This window comes from Polyangium mundeleinium (assembly GCF_028369105.1).
GTDB classification, from domain to species: domain Bacteria; phylum Myxococcota_A; class Polyangia; order Polyangiales; family Polyangiaceae; genus Polyangium; species Polyangium mundeleinium.
Window position 1 is genome coordinate 3,954,691 of the sequence record NZ_JAQNDO010000001.1, and the last position, 14,829, is coordinate 3,969,519.

The 14,829-nt window shown below is 67.1% G+C and carries 10 protein-coding genes; 5 read left to right on the forward strand and 5 right to left on the reverse strand.

Annotated elements, in window-relative coordinates:
• Positions 1-26: 26 nt before the first annotated feature.
• Positions 27-461: a hypothetical protein gene (locus tag POL67_RS15875; protein WP_271918201.1), complete on the reverse strand. Its 435-nt coding sequence runs from the start codon at positions 459-461 to the stop codon at positions 27-29.
• A 354-nt stretch (positions 462-815) separates the two neighbouring features.
• Here POL67_RS15875 and POL67_RS15880 point away from each other — a divergent pair, with 354 nt between their 5' ends.
• Both POL67_RS15880 and POL67_RS15885 read left to right on the forward strand, forming a co-directional pair.
• On the forward strand, positions 816-2,660 hold the full coding sequence (locus POL67_RS15880) for a DUF885 domain-containing protein (RefSeq protein ID WP_271918202.1): 1,845 nt from the start codon (positions 816-818) through the stop codon (positions 2,658-2,660).
• 69 nt (positions 2,661-2,729) lie between these two features.
• Positions 2,730-4,997, forward strand: coding sequence for a heavy metal translocating P-type ATPase (locus POL67_RS15885; RefSeq protein WP_271930818.1), 2,268 nt, complete (start codon positions 2,730-2,732; stop codon positions 4,995-4,997).
• A gap of 136 nt (positions 4,998-5,133) precedes the next feature.
• Here the strand turns inward: POL67_RS15885 and POL67_RS15890 are convergent, their stop codons facing one another.
• Both POL67_RS15890 and POL67_RS53620 read right to left on the reverse strand, forming a co-directional pair.
• Positions 5,134-7,233: a sensor histidine kinase gene (locus POL67_RS15890; protein ID WP_271918203.1), complete on the reverse strand. Its 2,100-nt coding sequence runs from the start codon at positions 7,231-7,233 to the stop codon at positions 5,134-5,136.
• Between the two features lie 71 nt (positions 7,234-7,304).
• Entirely contained in the window at positions 7,305-8,834 is a 1,530-nt protein-coding gene (locus tag POL67_RS53620) for a multicopper oxidase family protein (RefSeq protein WP_271918204.1), read from the reverse strand.
• Between the two features lie 43 nt (positions 8,835-8,877).
• On the opposite strand from POL67_RS53620, the gene POL67_RS15900 reads away from it, so the two are divergent.
• Positions 8,878-9,384: a hypothetical protein gene (locus tag POL67_RS15900; RefSeq protein WP_271918205.1), complete on the forward strand. Its 507-nt coding sequence runs from the start codon at positions 8,878-8,880 to the stop codon at positions 9,382-9,384.
• Between the two features lie 89 nt (positions 9,385-9,473).
• On the opposite strand, the gene POL67_RS15905 is transcribed toward POL67_RS15900, so the two are convergent.
• Positions 9,474-11,138, reverse strand: a complete 1,665-nt coding sequence (locus POL67_RS15905) for a sensor histidine kinase (protein ID WP_308789532.1) — start codon at positions 11,136-11,138, stop codon at positions 9,474-9,476.
• 218 nt (positions 11,139-11,356) lie between these two features.
• Here POL67_RS15905 and POL67_RS15910 point away from each other — a divergent pair, with 218 nt between their 5' ends.
• Positions 11,357-12,874, forward strand: a complete 1,518-nt coding sequence (locus tag POL67_RS15910) for a sigma-54-dependent transcriptional regulator family protein (protein ID WP_506333367.1) — start codon at positions 11,357-11,359, stop codon at positions 12,872-12,874.
• Positions 12,875-12,878: 4 nt separating this feature from the next.
• Positions 12,879-13,358, forward strand: coding sequence for a hypothetical protein (locus POL67_RS15915; protein ID WP_271918207.1), 480 nt, complete (start codon positions 12,879-12,881; stop codon positions 13,356-13,358).
• A gap of 29 nt (positions 13,359-13,387) precedes the next feature.
• On the opposite strand, the gene POL67_RS15920 is transcribed toward POL67_RS15915, so the two are convergent.
• On the reverse strand, positions 13,388-14,638 hold the full coding sequence (locus tag POL67_RS15920) for a cysteine desulfurase (RefSeq protein WP_271918208.1): 1,251 nt from the start codon (positions 14,636-14,638) through the stop codon (positions 13,388-13,390).
• Between the last annotated feature and the right edge of the window lie 191 nt (positions 14,639-14,829).

A 14,829-nucleotide genomic window follows, 5' to 3' on the forward strand; every position in this document is an offset into this window, starting at 1 on the left:
GACGGGGATCTCCGGTCGTCCTGCCATCACGGAGCCTTTGCGCTCGGCGATCCGCACGCATCGAGCGCACGCTGGGTGAGCTCGTGAAGCGGTCGCGGCAGCGACGATAGCTTCGAGGTCGCAGGCAGTGGCCAGACATCGCTGACGGTGAAGATTCCTGCATTCGTCGTATACGTATGGACGACGATCGCGTCGCCTCCGGTGAGCCGCAGGAAGTCGATCTCATCGTGAACGCCCCTGTCGTATCGAATCTCGAGCGCAGAGAGGATGCGCTCTCGAGGGACCAAAAATTCCCTCGTGCGCTGCTCGCCGGGCATCACCGTGACCAGGCCTTTGTCGGCTTCGCGCTCGCGGGCGTACGGGGAATCCAGCGGAACACCCGACGCGGTCTCTGCCGAATACCCTGATTGCGAGATCGCGCGATCGCCGACGACGTCAATCCCCTCGACGTCGCTCGGCACGCGGATGGAAGCGCGTGCAGGATCCCCGGGGGGCCGCGTGGCGGGACGAGAGCATCCGGAAGCCGCCAGCAATACCGCCATACCGAGCCATCCGGCACGCATCCGACAACTCTCCACAGGTCGCTCCTCCGGCCGATCCATGAGCCACGCGGCGCCGACGACGCTAGCGCCTCCACGCCGTCGCGCGCAAGCCCGTGACATGACCCCGATCAGCTTCGCGAGGCGCTCCGGAAACTGGCGGCGCACACTTCGGCGGCCTGGGCATTGCTGCTCGTCCGGTCGGAGAGCGCTGCTTCTGTCACGGCGCTGGATTGGAGGGATTGTATGGTGAGGGCGAGCAGGAATTTCCCACCCATGAAGGCGCGCTCGTTCGTGGCGCTCTTCTCGCTCTGTCTCGCGCTGCCAGCCTGCAGCGCCGGCACGCAGGTGAAAGGACCCGCGCGCGCGCCGGAGAGCTTCCCGGCGCTGCGCGATCGCGTTGTCGATGCGTGGCTCGCCGATCACCCGCAAAGCGCGCGCCAGCTCGGGCTGCACGCGTTCGACGGGGTGGTGCCCGATTTCCGCAAAGCCGCTATCGATGCGCGGATCGCGCGCGCGCGCAAGGCGCGCGAGGAGCTCGCCGCGGTGCCGCCCGCGGGCCTCTCGGTCGACGATTCGCTCGACCGCGCGCTTCTGTTGCAGGAGCTCGATCTGGAGCTTTTCGCGGTGGACGAGATGCACGTCTTCCAGAAGGCGCCGCAGACCTACGGGGAGCTGTTCGCGGTGAACAATTACCTGGACCGCGATTATGCGCCGCTCGAGGTGCGGGCGCGCAAGCTCCTCGAGCACGAAAAAGCCGCGCTCGGGCAGGTCGCCCATGCCATCGCCAACCTCTCGCGCCCGGTACCGCGGCCGGTCCTCGAGACGGGGATCAAGATCTACAAGGGCTACGTGCGTTACCTGCGCGAGGACGTCCCGAAGCAACTCCAGAAGCTCACGGATGTCGCCCTGCTCGCGGAGGTCACGCAAACCAACGAGAAGCTCGCTCGCGAAGCGGAGGCGATGGTCGAGCGCCTGCGCGTCGATTACCTGCCGTCCGCGGATCAAGATTATGCGCTGGGCGAGGCGGGGTTCAGGAAGCTCCTCGAGGTACAAGAGGGGATCCATCTTTCGCTCGACGAGTTTCTGCGCATCGGAGAGGCGGATCTCGAGGCCAACCGGCGCGCCTACGAGGCGTTGCGCAGCAAGGTGACGCCGACGCGCCCGCTAGCCGAAGAGCTCCTCGCCGAGGCGACGAAGCTGGTCGACGCGGCGCGGGCCTTCGTGGTCGAAAAAGGTATCGTGACGATACCCTCGCAGGAGCCGATCCTGGTGAAGGAGACGCCGCCGTTCATGCGGTGGAATTCGGCCTTCCAAGACGCGCCCGGGCCCTTCGAGACCGCGCGGGGGCCCTCCTTCTTCTACATCACGATGCCCGATCCCTCGTGGCCCAGGGCCGAGCAGGAGGCTTACCTGCCCCAGCGAGGCCAGCTGATCTCGATCACCACGCACGAGGTTTGGCCGGGCCATTTCCTGCAAGGTCTCTGGCAGAATCGAGCGCCGACACGTGTCCAGAAGATGTTCACCAGCTACTCGTTCAGGGAAGGATGGGCGCACTACGGCGAGCAGATGATGATCGACGAGGGGTTTGCCGCGAGCGAGCCGGAGGCGCGCCTGGGGCAGCTCGCGGACGCGCTCCTGCGTGATTGCCGCTACGTAGTCGCGGTGGGCCTCCATGCGAAAGGCATGACGGTCGAGCAGGCGGCGGAGCGATTCGAGAAAGAATGCTTCCAGGACCCAGCCACCGCGCGGGAGCAGGCGGTGCGTGGTACATTCGACCCGGGCTATTTCGCGTACACGCTGGGCAAGCTGCAGATCCTCGCATTGCGAGAGGAGGCCAAGAGGCGGCTGGGGAAGCGATTCTCCCTGCGGAATTTCCACGACACGCTGCTCGCGCACGGGGCGCCGCCGATCGCGCTCGTGCGTGAGCGGGTGCTGGCGGAGATGGAGGCGATTGCAACTAAGGATAGCAGGCGCGCGGCCCCATGCCCTTCGTGCGGCCGCCCAGAGCCGATTCCTGGCAGTCCAATCACTGCGTTCCGCCGACGCTCGCCCATGGCTCGCCTTGGTCCAGGAAGTGCACGCACGATATGCGCCAGGATGAACAGCGGCGGGATCTAGGGAGGGAATCCATGCAAGCCATGCGCGGGCGGTGATCACGTGCGCAAGCACGTGCAGTCGCAGTGGCAGATGGCTCTCCTCGGGCTCGCCCTCGTTGGCTTGGCTGCAGGTAGCATTCTGCATCTCGCAAGGGTCGGCGATGCGGACCGGTGGGTATGGGCTGGCGTCACGAGTATCGTTCTCATCTGGACGTTCTCCTCCGTCGTGAGGGGATTGCTCCGACGAGAAACGGGAGTCGATCTCATCGCCGTCCTGGCGATGGCAGGCGCACTCGTCCTCGGCGAACACCTCGCGGGCGTGATCATCGCGGTCATGCTCACAGGCGGCGCCGCACTCGAGCGGTTCGCAGTCGCCCGCGCACGACGCGAGCTGAGCGCCCTGCTCGAGCGCGCTCCGCATACAGCACATCGCCGAGCGGGTGCCGACACGGTCGATGTCGACATCGACGATGTCGGGCTCGGCGACGTCCTCGTCGTCAAGCCAGGTGAGGTCGTTCCGGCGGACGGCATCGTCAGCTTGGGAACCGCGATTCTCGACGAGTCGGCGCTGACCGGTGAATCCAAGCCCGTACAGCTCGACACCGGGTCCCCTGTACGCAGCGGCGGCACGAACGCGGGCAGCCCGTTCGAGCTGCGTGTAACTGCGCCCACGGCCCAAAGTACCTATGCCGGCATCATTCGCCTGGTCAGGGCAGCGGAGGAATCAAAGGCGCCGTTCGTGCGACTCGCGGATCGATACGCGCTCGCCTTCCTGGGCCTTACCGTTACGCTCGCGGCCCTTGCGTGGATCGCCGGGGGAAGCCCGAGCCGCGCACTCGCCGTGCTCGTTGTCGCAACGCCGTGCCCACTCATCCTGGCCGCGCCGGCAGCCATCATCGCCGGCGTGTCGCGCGCGGCGAGGCACGGCATCATCGTCAAAGGCGGCGGTCCGCTCGAGATGCTCGCACGTGCCACGGTGCTGCTGCTGGACAAGACCGGGACCGTGACCTCGGCGCGTCCGCAGGTCGTGGCGGTGGAAACCTTTGGCGCCATCTCCTCCGATGATGTCGTCAGGCACGCCGCGTCCATCGAGCAGGTCTCGGTACATCCGTACGCGCCCGCGATTCTTGCGGAGGCGCGGAGCCGGAGCGTCGAGCTGAGCTTCCCCGTCGACGTGCGCGAGCAGATGGGCACGGGAATCGGAGGAAACGTGGACGGCCGACGCGTGGCCGTGGGACAGCTCGGTTTCGTGGCTCCGAGCGCACCGCGCACGCCGGAGCTTCGGTCGATCGAGCTGCGTACCGCGGTCGAGGGCTCGTCGAGCGTGTACGTTTCGATTGACGGCTCGCTCGCGGGCGTGCTGCTCCTCCAGGACCCGATCCGGCCGGAAGCGCCGCGTGTCCTCCGCGCGCTTCGTGCCGCCGGCATTCGGCGCATTCACATGGTGACTGGCGATCATCCCGATGTCGCGGAGCTCGTCGGCGACGCCCTCGGCGTGGACCGCGTCTTTGCGGAGCGTACGCCGGAGGAGAAGGTCGAGGTCATCAAGCTCGTACGTGCCGAGGGTTTCACGGTGATGGTCGGCGACGGCATCAACGACGCCCCGGCGCTCGCGCTCGCCGACATTGGAGTGGCGATGGGAGCGCGCGGCGCCACGGCCGCCTCCGAAGCAGCGGACGTCGTCCTCACAGCGGACCGGCTCGGAGGGCTTCTCCTCGCGACGCGGATCGCGCAGCGTACTCGGCGCATCGCGCTGGAAAGCGTCTTCGCGGGGATGGGGCTCTCGCTCGTTGCAATGGTGTTCGCCGCCGCGGGATACATCACGCCGGTCGCCGGAGCCGTACTCCAGGAGGGCATCGACGTCCTGGTGATTTTGAACGCGCTTCGTGCGCTTGGCGGCGGTGGCCTGCTCATCATGCCAAGGCGCGGTGACGCCAAGGATCTCGCACAAGGGCTTGCCTCGGCGCACGGCTCGCTGCGTCCGCACGTCGGCGAGCTCGCCGCGCTGGCCGCGCGCCTCGACTCGCTACCAGCGTGGGAGGCGCGCGCACAGCTCGAGCGGATCCGTGACATGTTCGAGAAGGAGCTGCTGCCCCACGAGCGGGAGGAGCAGCAGACGGCCTATCCACTCCTCGGCAAACTGCTGAAGGAGGAGGACCCGACCGGCCCGTTGATCCAGACGCATCACGAGATCCGGCGGCTCACGCGGCTCTTCGGTCGTCTGGTCGCTCAGCTTCCTGCGGAGGGCCCCAGGCCGGAGGATCTCCGAGACCTGCGCCGTGTGCTCTACGGCCTCCACGCCATCCTCACGCTGCACTTCGCTCAGGAGGAGGAGCTGTACAGCCTGTTTGAAGGCTGATGAGCTTTCGGTGCCGAGACCACGTCGCGCGGGCGGTTCATGGCCAAGGCCGCCCGGAGCGTGCCAGCACGAGCCTGCGTGGCAGCCTCGATGGTGCGGAGGCGAGGGCAGAGCACCCCGCTCCTCGGGACATCTCCTATGCCGCCTGCGCAGATTGCTCCGCCGGAAACCACAGCCGGAAGGTCGAGCCCTGGCCCGGCGTGCTCTCCACGGCGATGGTGCCGCCGTGCGCCTCCATCAGCCCCTTGGCGATGTAGAGGCCGAGGCCCAGCCCCGTGTTCTTCTCGCGCGCCCGCGGGGCCTGAAAGAAGCGATCGAACAGCCTGCCCAGATCCGCCGCCGAGATGCCCGGGCCGCGGTCCTCGACCGTCAGCGCCGCGCCTCCCGCCTCCGGTCGGATGGTCACCCGGATCGGCAAGCCGGCGCCAGAATACTTGGCGGCGTTGTCGAGCAGGTTCGTGAGGATCTGCGCCAGCCGGGCCGGATCGACGAAGATCTCGGGCACACGGCCCTCCACATCGAGGGTCACCGGGTGCTGCCCGAGGGTCGGCTCGATTTCAGCGAGCAACGAGCGCGTCTCCTCCTCCAGCGACACGGGCTGGCGATCGAGCGATAGCCGCCCGACCTCGATGCGAGAGGCCTCGAGCAGGTCCTGCGTCATGTGCGAGAGCCGGCAGCCGATTCGGCGCAAACGTTGGAGTTGCTGCACCGGCACCACGACCGAATCACCCTCGGGTTTTGCGAGCAGCTTGTTTAAAATCAACGCCATAGCCGCGACGGGATTGCGGAGATCGTGAGCGATGACGGCCGCGAACTCGTCTCGCAGGCGGTCCATCTCGCGGTGGGCCTCCTGCGTGCTCTCGACTTGCTGGGCGTAGGCGATGGCCAGCGCTGATTGCGCGGCGAAGAGCCGGACCAGACGCTCGTCCTCCTCCGTGAACTCGGCGCCACCATCCTTGTCGCAAAGGTAGAAATTCCCGAATAGCTTCTGCCCGATGAGCAGCGGAACGCCGAGGAAGGAGGTCATCGCGGGGTGGTGCGCGGGGAAGCCGACCGATCGCGGATCGGCGTGAATGTCCGCGACCCGGCTGGGCTGCGGGTCGTGGATGAGCGCGCCCAAGAGCCCTCGGCCCTGTGGTAAGGGGCCGATGTCGCGGGCGACCTTTTCGGAGACGCCCACGTAGACGAAGTCGGAAAGGCCGGTGCCCTCGGCGTCGAGCACACCCAGGGCGCCATAGCGGGCGCGGGTCAGCTCGCAGGCCTGCTCCACCAGGCGGCGCAGCAGCTCGTGCAGGGGCATGGCGGCCTCGATGGTCATGGCCACGTCGCGAAGCAAACGCAGCCTTCGGGCCTCGCGGCGCTCGGCGTCGCGCAGCCGGGCTTGCCGCAGCCCGAGAGCACAGGCGCTCGCCACGCCCCGGAGCAGGCGGCGCTCGAACGGGCTGAGCGTCCCCGGCTGCCGCCGCGCGAGCCCTAGCACCCCGACAAGCTCGCCCCCTACGCTCAGGGGGAACGCCACCACCGCGTGGAGCCCCAGCTCGAGCAGGCGCAGGGTGCCACGGAAGGCGCCCTCCGGCAGCTCCTCGATGCGAGCGATCTCCTGGATGTCCCCGGTCTCGGCTGCCAGCGCCGCGACGGTGTTCGCCAAATTCGTATTCAAATCTTGCGCGAATGCCTCGGAAACCCCGACCGAGGCGACCAGCCTGAGACGTTCACAGCCCCCGGTGGCGATGAGAAACGCGGCGTCGGCGCGAACGGCGGCAGCCACCTCGTCGAGCAGCCCATGGGCCAGGGTCGAGGGCTCGTCCGCGCTGAGAAGCGCGGCGCCGATGCTGGCCACGAGGTCGGCGAGCCGGACCGCGAAGGGCTCGTCGGCGACGTTTTCGAACGCGAGCAGCGCCTCGCCAGCCGACGCGCGGCAGCGCACCAGGAGCAGGAGGCGGCGAGCGGTTTGTCGATCGTACCAGACCTCCTCGTCGCAGAAGGACTCGCCGTGGAGGGCGCGACGCCACGGTAACTCTTTCTCGGCGAGGACCGCCTGGGTTCCGAGCCGGGATATCTCGAAGCGCTCCGACAGCCGTTCCGGGGTCGGTGACTCCATCTCCAGGAGCTCGCTCAAGGACGCGCTCGCCTGGACCTCACCCGTGCTGGTCAGCCTCATCACTGGCCAGGGGAGCAAGGACTCCACGATCATGCAGAAGGTATTGGTACGCCCGAGGGCAACCGTCGAGGTCATCCCGGCTGCAAGCGACTGGGCGCAACGAGATCGATGACGCGAGGTCGAGCGGCGGCTCCGCTGGGTTGCGCCTACGTCGGCTGGCCTGGCTGAAATGGTCCGATCCGGTAGGGCCGCATCATCTCGTTGTCCTCGTGTTCGAGGATATGGCAATGCCAGACGAATTGCCCGGACGTTTTGAACTGCAGCCGGATGCGGGTGACCTGGCCCGGATAGGCGATGACGGTGTCCTTGAAGCCGGTCTCCCACGCCTCGGGTGGGGTTGGTGGAGTGGTGGTATCGACCTGGACTTGCTGGGTGTCCTCGTTGACGAGGATCGCCTGTCTGTCGACCACCTCGAAGGCAACCTCGTGCACGTGCATCGGGTGGGCGTCTGCGGTCGCGTTGTAGAACTCCCACACCTCCGTTGCACCGACGGCAGGGTTTTCGGTGACGGCGTCGTCCCAGTGGAGCTCGGTGAAGGTGCCCACGCCCGTATTGGGATCGCCGGCGACGACGGTGCCCAGCAAGGCTTCCGCAGGCGCGTCGGGGAAGAACTCCGACAGCTTCTCGAGGAGCGCGAGCGGCCGTGTGACCGTCGCCGCTGGAAGCGGCGTGATGGCCGGCAACTGCAAGAATTGCGGGGGCGTGGTCGGATCGGGAGCGACCGCCGGCACGACGCGGAATTGCATCACCTGGCCCGTGGTCACCGGGTCCGCGACCGGGAAATCGACCCCCGGCACGCCGCCGCCGAATGGCTCGTCCGGACCGAGGTTGCCGAGCACGTGATTGCCGACCGGAACGTTGGTGAAGTCGACGATGAGGTCGGCCCGCTCGGCCGGGCCTATGAGCATTAGGTTTCCGTTCGTCGTGGTGAGGTTCACCGGTGCTGCCAGGAAGCCGCCCTCATTGCCGATCGCCCAGACCTCGACGCCGGGGATGTTGTTGAAGTCGAGGATCAAGAAGCGCGACTGGCAGCCGTTGAGGAAGCGGAACCGGTAGCGCCGCTGCTCGATGGTCTGGAAGGGCCAGGTGTTCCCATTGACCATCATCATGTTGCCGAAAAACTCTGGGTTCCAGATCGGCGAGATGTCGGTCTCCGGGATGTAGGGCCCGGTGATGCCGTCGAAAAACGCCCGCGTGTCGGGGTAGAAGAGCGACGCGTCCTCGTTGAACGAGCGGTCCTGAATGGCGATGGGAATCTCGTAATAGGTCTTGTTGGGCGGGAACTTGTCATTCTCCTTGGGGGCGGGCCCCGGCAGCACGGCCGGATTGCCGGATCGGGTGTCGATCACGGCACCGTCACCATGTGGCCCGCCGCGGATGATATAAAAGCCGGCCGGGCCCGCGTACACGTTCAGGCGGGTCATGCCCAGCGCATGGTCGTGATACCAAACGGTCGCCGCGCGCTGGTCGTTCGGGTATTGGAAGGTGGCGAATCCCGGACCCCACGTGACCCCGAACTTCGCTGCGGCCTTGCTCGCGAAGAAGTCGTACCAAGTGCCTTCCGTGGCGTAGCTCGCCGGAATGTTGCCGGCCGCCGGCAGGTACCATGCCTCGGCGTAGCCGTCGCTCTCGTCGCCGACGCCAACCGCGCCGTGTACGTGGGTGACGATGGGCACCGGTCCGGTGTACCGACCGGGTGTGGAATCGAAGAGCGGCCGCGTGTCACGTCCCTCATTCCCGCCGGGCTCCTCGCTTTACCGCCCGCTGCTCGACGCGCTCGCCGGGGCGCCGACGCACGGCCCGAAGGGCGTTGCGCCCGTTGGCATTTACATGCGGCACGGGCAGCCCCATTCGAGCCCCGTGACTCCCGAAACACGCCGCCTCACGACCCAAGTCGATGTCTTCTCCGGCGTCCTCAGCCATGTGACGCAGCCCATCCCTGCGGCGGACGAGCTCCTCGTGATCCCCGTTCACTACTGGTACGCGGCCTCCTTCACGCGGAAACGTGGACTTCGCCTCTGGAAGGCGCCGTGGGGACGGCTCTCGGGGCTCATCTGGGGCGGTGCGGGCGCGCGCCTCGTGGCGAATCTCCTCCTTGGCTTCGTCCCGGGTGTCGGCATTTTTTTCAATGCGATCACCGCCGTGGTCATGACCGAAGCACTGGGCCGTTACCTCGACAGGAAGCTCGACGCCGCGGAGGCCAAGGTCGAGCGCCGAGCGTCATGACGAGCTTGGACGGCCAGCCCGGACCCCTCCTACGATCCGTTCGGATCCTCAGGCTGCGTAGGCCGCGGCCTCGAGCATCCTGGTGGCGACTATGTACGGTCCCGCGGCCGCTCGATGGGGATGGTGAACGAGAACGCCGTTCCCACGCCGAGGTGGCTGTCGACGGAGATCTGCCCCCCGTGCCCCTCCACGATGCCTTTGACGATGTACAGGCCGAGCCCCGTGCCCGCGCCGCGCACCGCCCGCGGCCGCCAGTAGCGGTCGAAGAGTCGTGGCAGATTCTCGGGCTTGATGCCAGCGCCGGTATCGGTGACGGAGAATCGCACGGACACATCGTCGAGCGCGACGGCGAGCGTGATTTCTCCGCCATGGGCTGTGAACTTCAATGCATTGCCAATGAGGTTCGAGAGCGCCTGGGCAAGGCGCCCGCGATCACACGGAATTGGTAGGGAATACCCCAGCGGGCGGGTGTGGAGCCGTAGTTCCTTCTGCTCTGCGAGCGGCGCGTGGACCTCCGCGACCTCGGCGATGATCGCGTCGACCTCGTACGGGGCCATCTCGAGCGTCAAGGTATTTGCCTCGATGATCGCTGCGTCGAGGAGGTTTCGGAGCATCTGTATCGCGTACTCCGTGGTGGCCTTCATCTTCTGTGCTCTCTCGCGGATCCGTTGCCCTGCGTCGCCCTCGGGAGCCATCCGCGAAAGCGACGCAGCGCCCAGCGAGAGCGCCGAAAGCGGGTTCCTGAGATCGTGCGCGGCGATGGCCAGCGCCTCCTCCCGCGCGAGCCGCGCCTGCTGCTCCGCCTCGTAGAGGCGCGCGCGCTCGAGGGCCTGCGCGCAATGCTGGGCGAGCGTCATCATGTATTCCCGATCCTCGCTGGTGATCTCGCAAGTTTCGAGGTAGGTGATACCAAGCGCTCCGAGAATCCGGTCGCCGACCATCATCGGAACGGCCACCCAGGTCCTGGCCCAGTTTTGCGTGGGTATATCTGGGTAGGCATCGCGGAACACCTCACGCGATTCGAAGACCAGAAGCCGTCCGGTGCGGATGCAGTCGGCAGATGGAAGGCGCGCGGAGATAGGAAAGCGACGCATGGGCTCGATCAGTTCCTGTGGGTATCCGGGGGCGAGGAGGACGTCGACCATGCCGTCCTCCCCTTGGAGCGCGACGTACCCCGCATCGGCATAGAGCGCTGCGCACCCTTGCGTGAGCACGACGTCCGCGACCTGCGTGGGTGTCAAGGCACGCGAAAGCTCGGATGTGATGACCTGAAGGCGTGCCATCCGCGCTTCGGCGAGCTCGACCCGAATGCGCGCAGCACGTTCGCTGGCGAGGGCCCTCTCCCGCGCCTCTTCGGCGCGCTTGTGGCGATCGATATCGGTCATGATCTCGATGATGTAAAGCGGCGCCCCGGAACGCCCGCGGGCGAGCGAGCGCGTGACGGCGACCCAGAGCGATGAGCCGTCCCGTCGTAGCAAGCGCTCCTCGTGCGTGGAGGATTGGATGACGCCGTCGCGCATCGCCTGGAGGTGCTGGAAAGCGGCCTCCCTGTCGTCCGGGTGCCGCACGTCTCCCGCGGGGCGCCGCGTGAGCTCATCGAGGCGAAGGCCGAGGGACTCGCAGAGCCTGGGGTTCGCCCGGAGCAACTCGCCGTCCAGAGAGACGTGGGCCATACCGATAGCCGCCTGGTCGAACGTCGCGCCGGGACGTTCGTCCACATCCAAACCCACGCCCCTTTCCTCGGCGCCCCCCACGACATCCCCCCTATGGCCGCTGCGGTCTGCTTCGCATAATGTTACGTACGATTATACCATACCAACCGTTCATGTGGACCGAACGCGGAAATTCGAAAATTTCATGGACAACCGCCCGCTGATCACCTCTACACTACTCTCTTCGCTCACACACAGCCTACACTGAAAACGAGGGCGGGGCATAGAGTCGAAGCTGCCGCTCGGCATCAGGGGGGATCATGGCAACGGCGTCACCACAAGCAGTGCTCGAGGCCGGGCGCCTCTACCGGTCGACAGGGGCCGTTTCTAGCTCGCTTTTGCGGCCTCATGTTTTTAGATCCTGGGAGCGCTCGCACCTCGGCAAGGCCGACCCGAGACGTCCAAGGGCCGAAGCACTGGGCTCGCTCGACACCGAGCGCCTGCGCGAGCGGCACGAGGCGCTCATTCGCGCGGCGCAGCCCTACATGCGGGCGCTCTCCCGCGCCTCGGGGGGCGAGCGCCACGCAGCCATGCTGGGAGACACTCGGGCGGTGGTCCTCGACGTGCTCGGCGATGAGCAGACCATCCACGGCCCCGAGCGGGTCCCCGGCCCTGGCGCGCTGCTCGATGAGGCGGCTTGCGGGGCGAACGGGATTGGCACGGCGCTCGCGGACGGTCAGTACGTCGAGCTCGTCGGACCGGAGCATTTCATCGAAGGGTTTCACCCGTTTACCTGCCAAGGTATGCCGCTACGCGACGGCACCGGTGTGTTCGCCGGCGTGCTCAGCGTGTCCGTGCGGAGGCCGGAGGTCGGGCATCGCCTGCGGGAGATCATGCTCTGCGCCGGACACGCCATCGAGATGGAGCTCCTGGCTGCACGGCTGGAAGGGGATCTGCGGCGTGTCCTCACGCAGGGCCCGGCCCCCGAGGCGATCGAGCGGCTGCTCGGCGACGTCCTCGAAGCGCAGGCGGCCGTGCGCGTTCGGCTGGAGCTCGCCGCGGAGCAGCTCTCGCGGAGCCGTCTCACGCACGCGCGCGAGCTACTCGCGCTCGCCTCGCGGGTGCTCGAGCGATTCAGGCGCCACGCAGCGCTGTGGAGAGGGCTCGCGCTGGACGACGAGCCGTCCGCCCCGCGCCGATTGGAGCTCGACGTCATGGTGCGCGAGCTTTTGGAGGTGCTCGAGGTCGAGGCGAGCGTCCGCAGGGTGGAGATCGTCTTGCGCGATATCGAGCCCATCGAGGTCGAGGCCGACCCGCGTACCCTGTCACGTGGTCTCTTTCGTTGCCTGCTCGGCGCCATCCAGGCTGCACGCGGCGGCGCCCTCCACGTGAAGCTCCTCCGGACGCCAGGCAACCGCGCAGAGTTGCAAGTCGTGCTGGCCCCTGGCGCGGGGACGACGCGTGAGAAGCCGGCGCCAATGCGGTTCGTGGTGGGCATGACGCTCGTAGACGACGTAGGGCTGCGTGTAGGTGGCGAGGTCGTAAAACGGCTCTATATCGAACGTGGCGTCGTCGAAGCACAGCAAGGAACGCGCCAGGTGTTGGTACGGGGCTTGCTGAATAATGCGGAGACCACTCGGCCGGGCGAGCCGACGAAGCGACAAAGGGAGCGGAGCGATGATGTGGTGGCATGTCCTCGGGGCAGCATCCATTTTGGCCCAGCTCGGGTGCGGCGCGAGCGCAGCGCTTCCAAGCACGCAGGCAGCCTCGCACGAAGGGGGAGGCTGCGCTTGCATGCAGCGCAGTGGCAAACACCGCGAACGCGGTATGCAGGGTAGCGGCATGCAATGCGGCGGCGAACACGGCGGCCCCGGGCACGGCGGCATGGCGAGTCACGAGGGGCATGGCTCGCCCGCGGGGGCGGCCCTTTCGGACGACCGAGCTGTGTTCCACTTCCTGCTCGCGAACCGTGAAGTCATTCAGCGGCAAGTGACCCGGCTGCCCGACGGCGTCGCCACGGTCACGGAGTCCGACGATCCGGCCGTAGCGCAGAGGATTCGCGAGCACGTGAAAGCGATGCACCTGCGCCTGCAGGAGAAGCGGCCGATCCACGTGCGCGATCCGCTCTTCGCGGCAACGTTTGCGAATGCCGAGAAGGTGAAGATGACGATCGAGACCACGCCGAGGGGCGTGCGTGTGGTGGAGACGTCGACGGACCCGCAGGTCGTCGCGTTGATCCAGGCGCACGCGGACGTCGTGACCGCGTTCCTGGAGCGCGGGCACGTGGAGGTTCGGAAAAACCACCCGGTCCCGGAGCCCTGATCCCGGCGCGTCGGGCCGGCATCCGGAGGCTATGGCATCTCGCGCAGGCAGCTGGCGAGCGCATCGAGCTCCTCCCTCGTGGTGTAAAGCCCTATCGACGCGCGCGTCGTGCTGGGGAGCCCCAAGCGGCCCATCAACGGTTGCGTGCAATGGTGACCCGCCCGTACCGCGATTCCGTTCCTGCCAAGGGCGGCGCCGATCTCCTGCGGGTCCGTCCCATCGATGACGAATGCCAGGATGCTCGACTTCTCCCGGGCCGTGCCGATCAACCGGAGCCCCGGGATCTCCCGGAGCAATTCGGTGCCGTAGGCGAGCAACGCCGATTCGTGGGCGTGGATATCCGCGAGGCCGAGCGAGGACACGTAATCGATTGCAGCGCCGAGGCCGATCGCGCCGACGATGTTGGGTGTTCCCGCCTCGAACTTCTGCGGCGGCGGCGAAAACTCGGTGCTTTCGAATGTCACCGAGGAGATCATGAGGCCGCCGCCCTGGTACGGCGGCATCGCCTCGAGGTGCGGAAGCTTGGCGAAGACGACGCCGATCCCGGTCGGCCCGTATACCTTGTGACCGCTGAAGACGTAGAAATCGGCGTCGATGTCGCGCACGTCGACCGGCATGTGCAGGGCCGCTTGGCTGCCATCGATGAGTACGGGGAGCCCGCGCGCGTGCGCGAGGCGGACGAGCTCTTTGACCGGGTTCACGGTCCCCAGCGAGTTCGAGACGTGGACGACCGAGACGAACTTGACGCGGTCCGTGAGCATTCGCTCGAAGGCATCCATATCGAGCTCGCCCTCATCCGTGATCGGAGCGACGCGGAGCGCGATGCCCTTTTCCTGCCGCAGGAGTTGCCACGGCACGATGTTGGCGTGGTGCTCCATGTGGGTGATCAGGACCTCGTCGCCTTTCTCGAGGAAATGCCGCCCGTAGCTGCTGGCGACGAGGTTGATCCCTTCGGTCGCATTGCGGACGAAGACAATCTCACGCGCGTCTCCGGCGTGGATGAAGCGGGCCACCTTCTGCCGCGCGGCGTCGTAGAGCGCCGTCGATCGCTGGCTCAGGGCGTACACGCCCCGATGGATGTTGGCGTAGTCCTCGCTCATGAAGCGTGTCATCTCGTCGAGGACGGCCCGCGGCTTCTGCGCACTCGCGGCGGTATCGAGGTACACGAGCGGTCGCCCGTTCACCGGCCGCTGGAGGATCGGGAAGTCCCGCCGTACGCGCTCGACCTCGAAGGCCGGCGCACCGGCCTTCTCCCGTACGCCCTCCTCGTTCGCTCGCATTGCTTCTTCTCCGCGACGGCGTTGTTTCGGTACCGAACCGCCTGCAAATGTTGAAGCGATCCCCGTGCCAGGGAACGCTGCTTGGCCTCGCTGGGTACGGCACGTGCAATCGCACTGGACCATACGGACGCATCGTGCGCCGATGTACGATTTCCGCAGGCGATGCGCGCCCAGGCTGTCCTCGCCGGAAA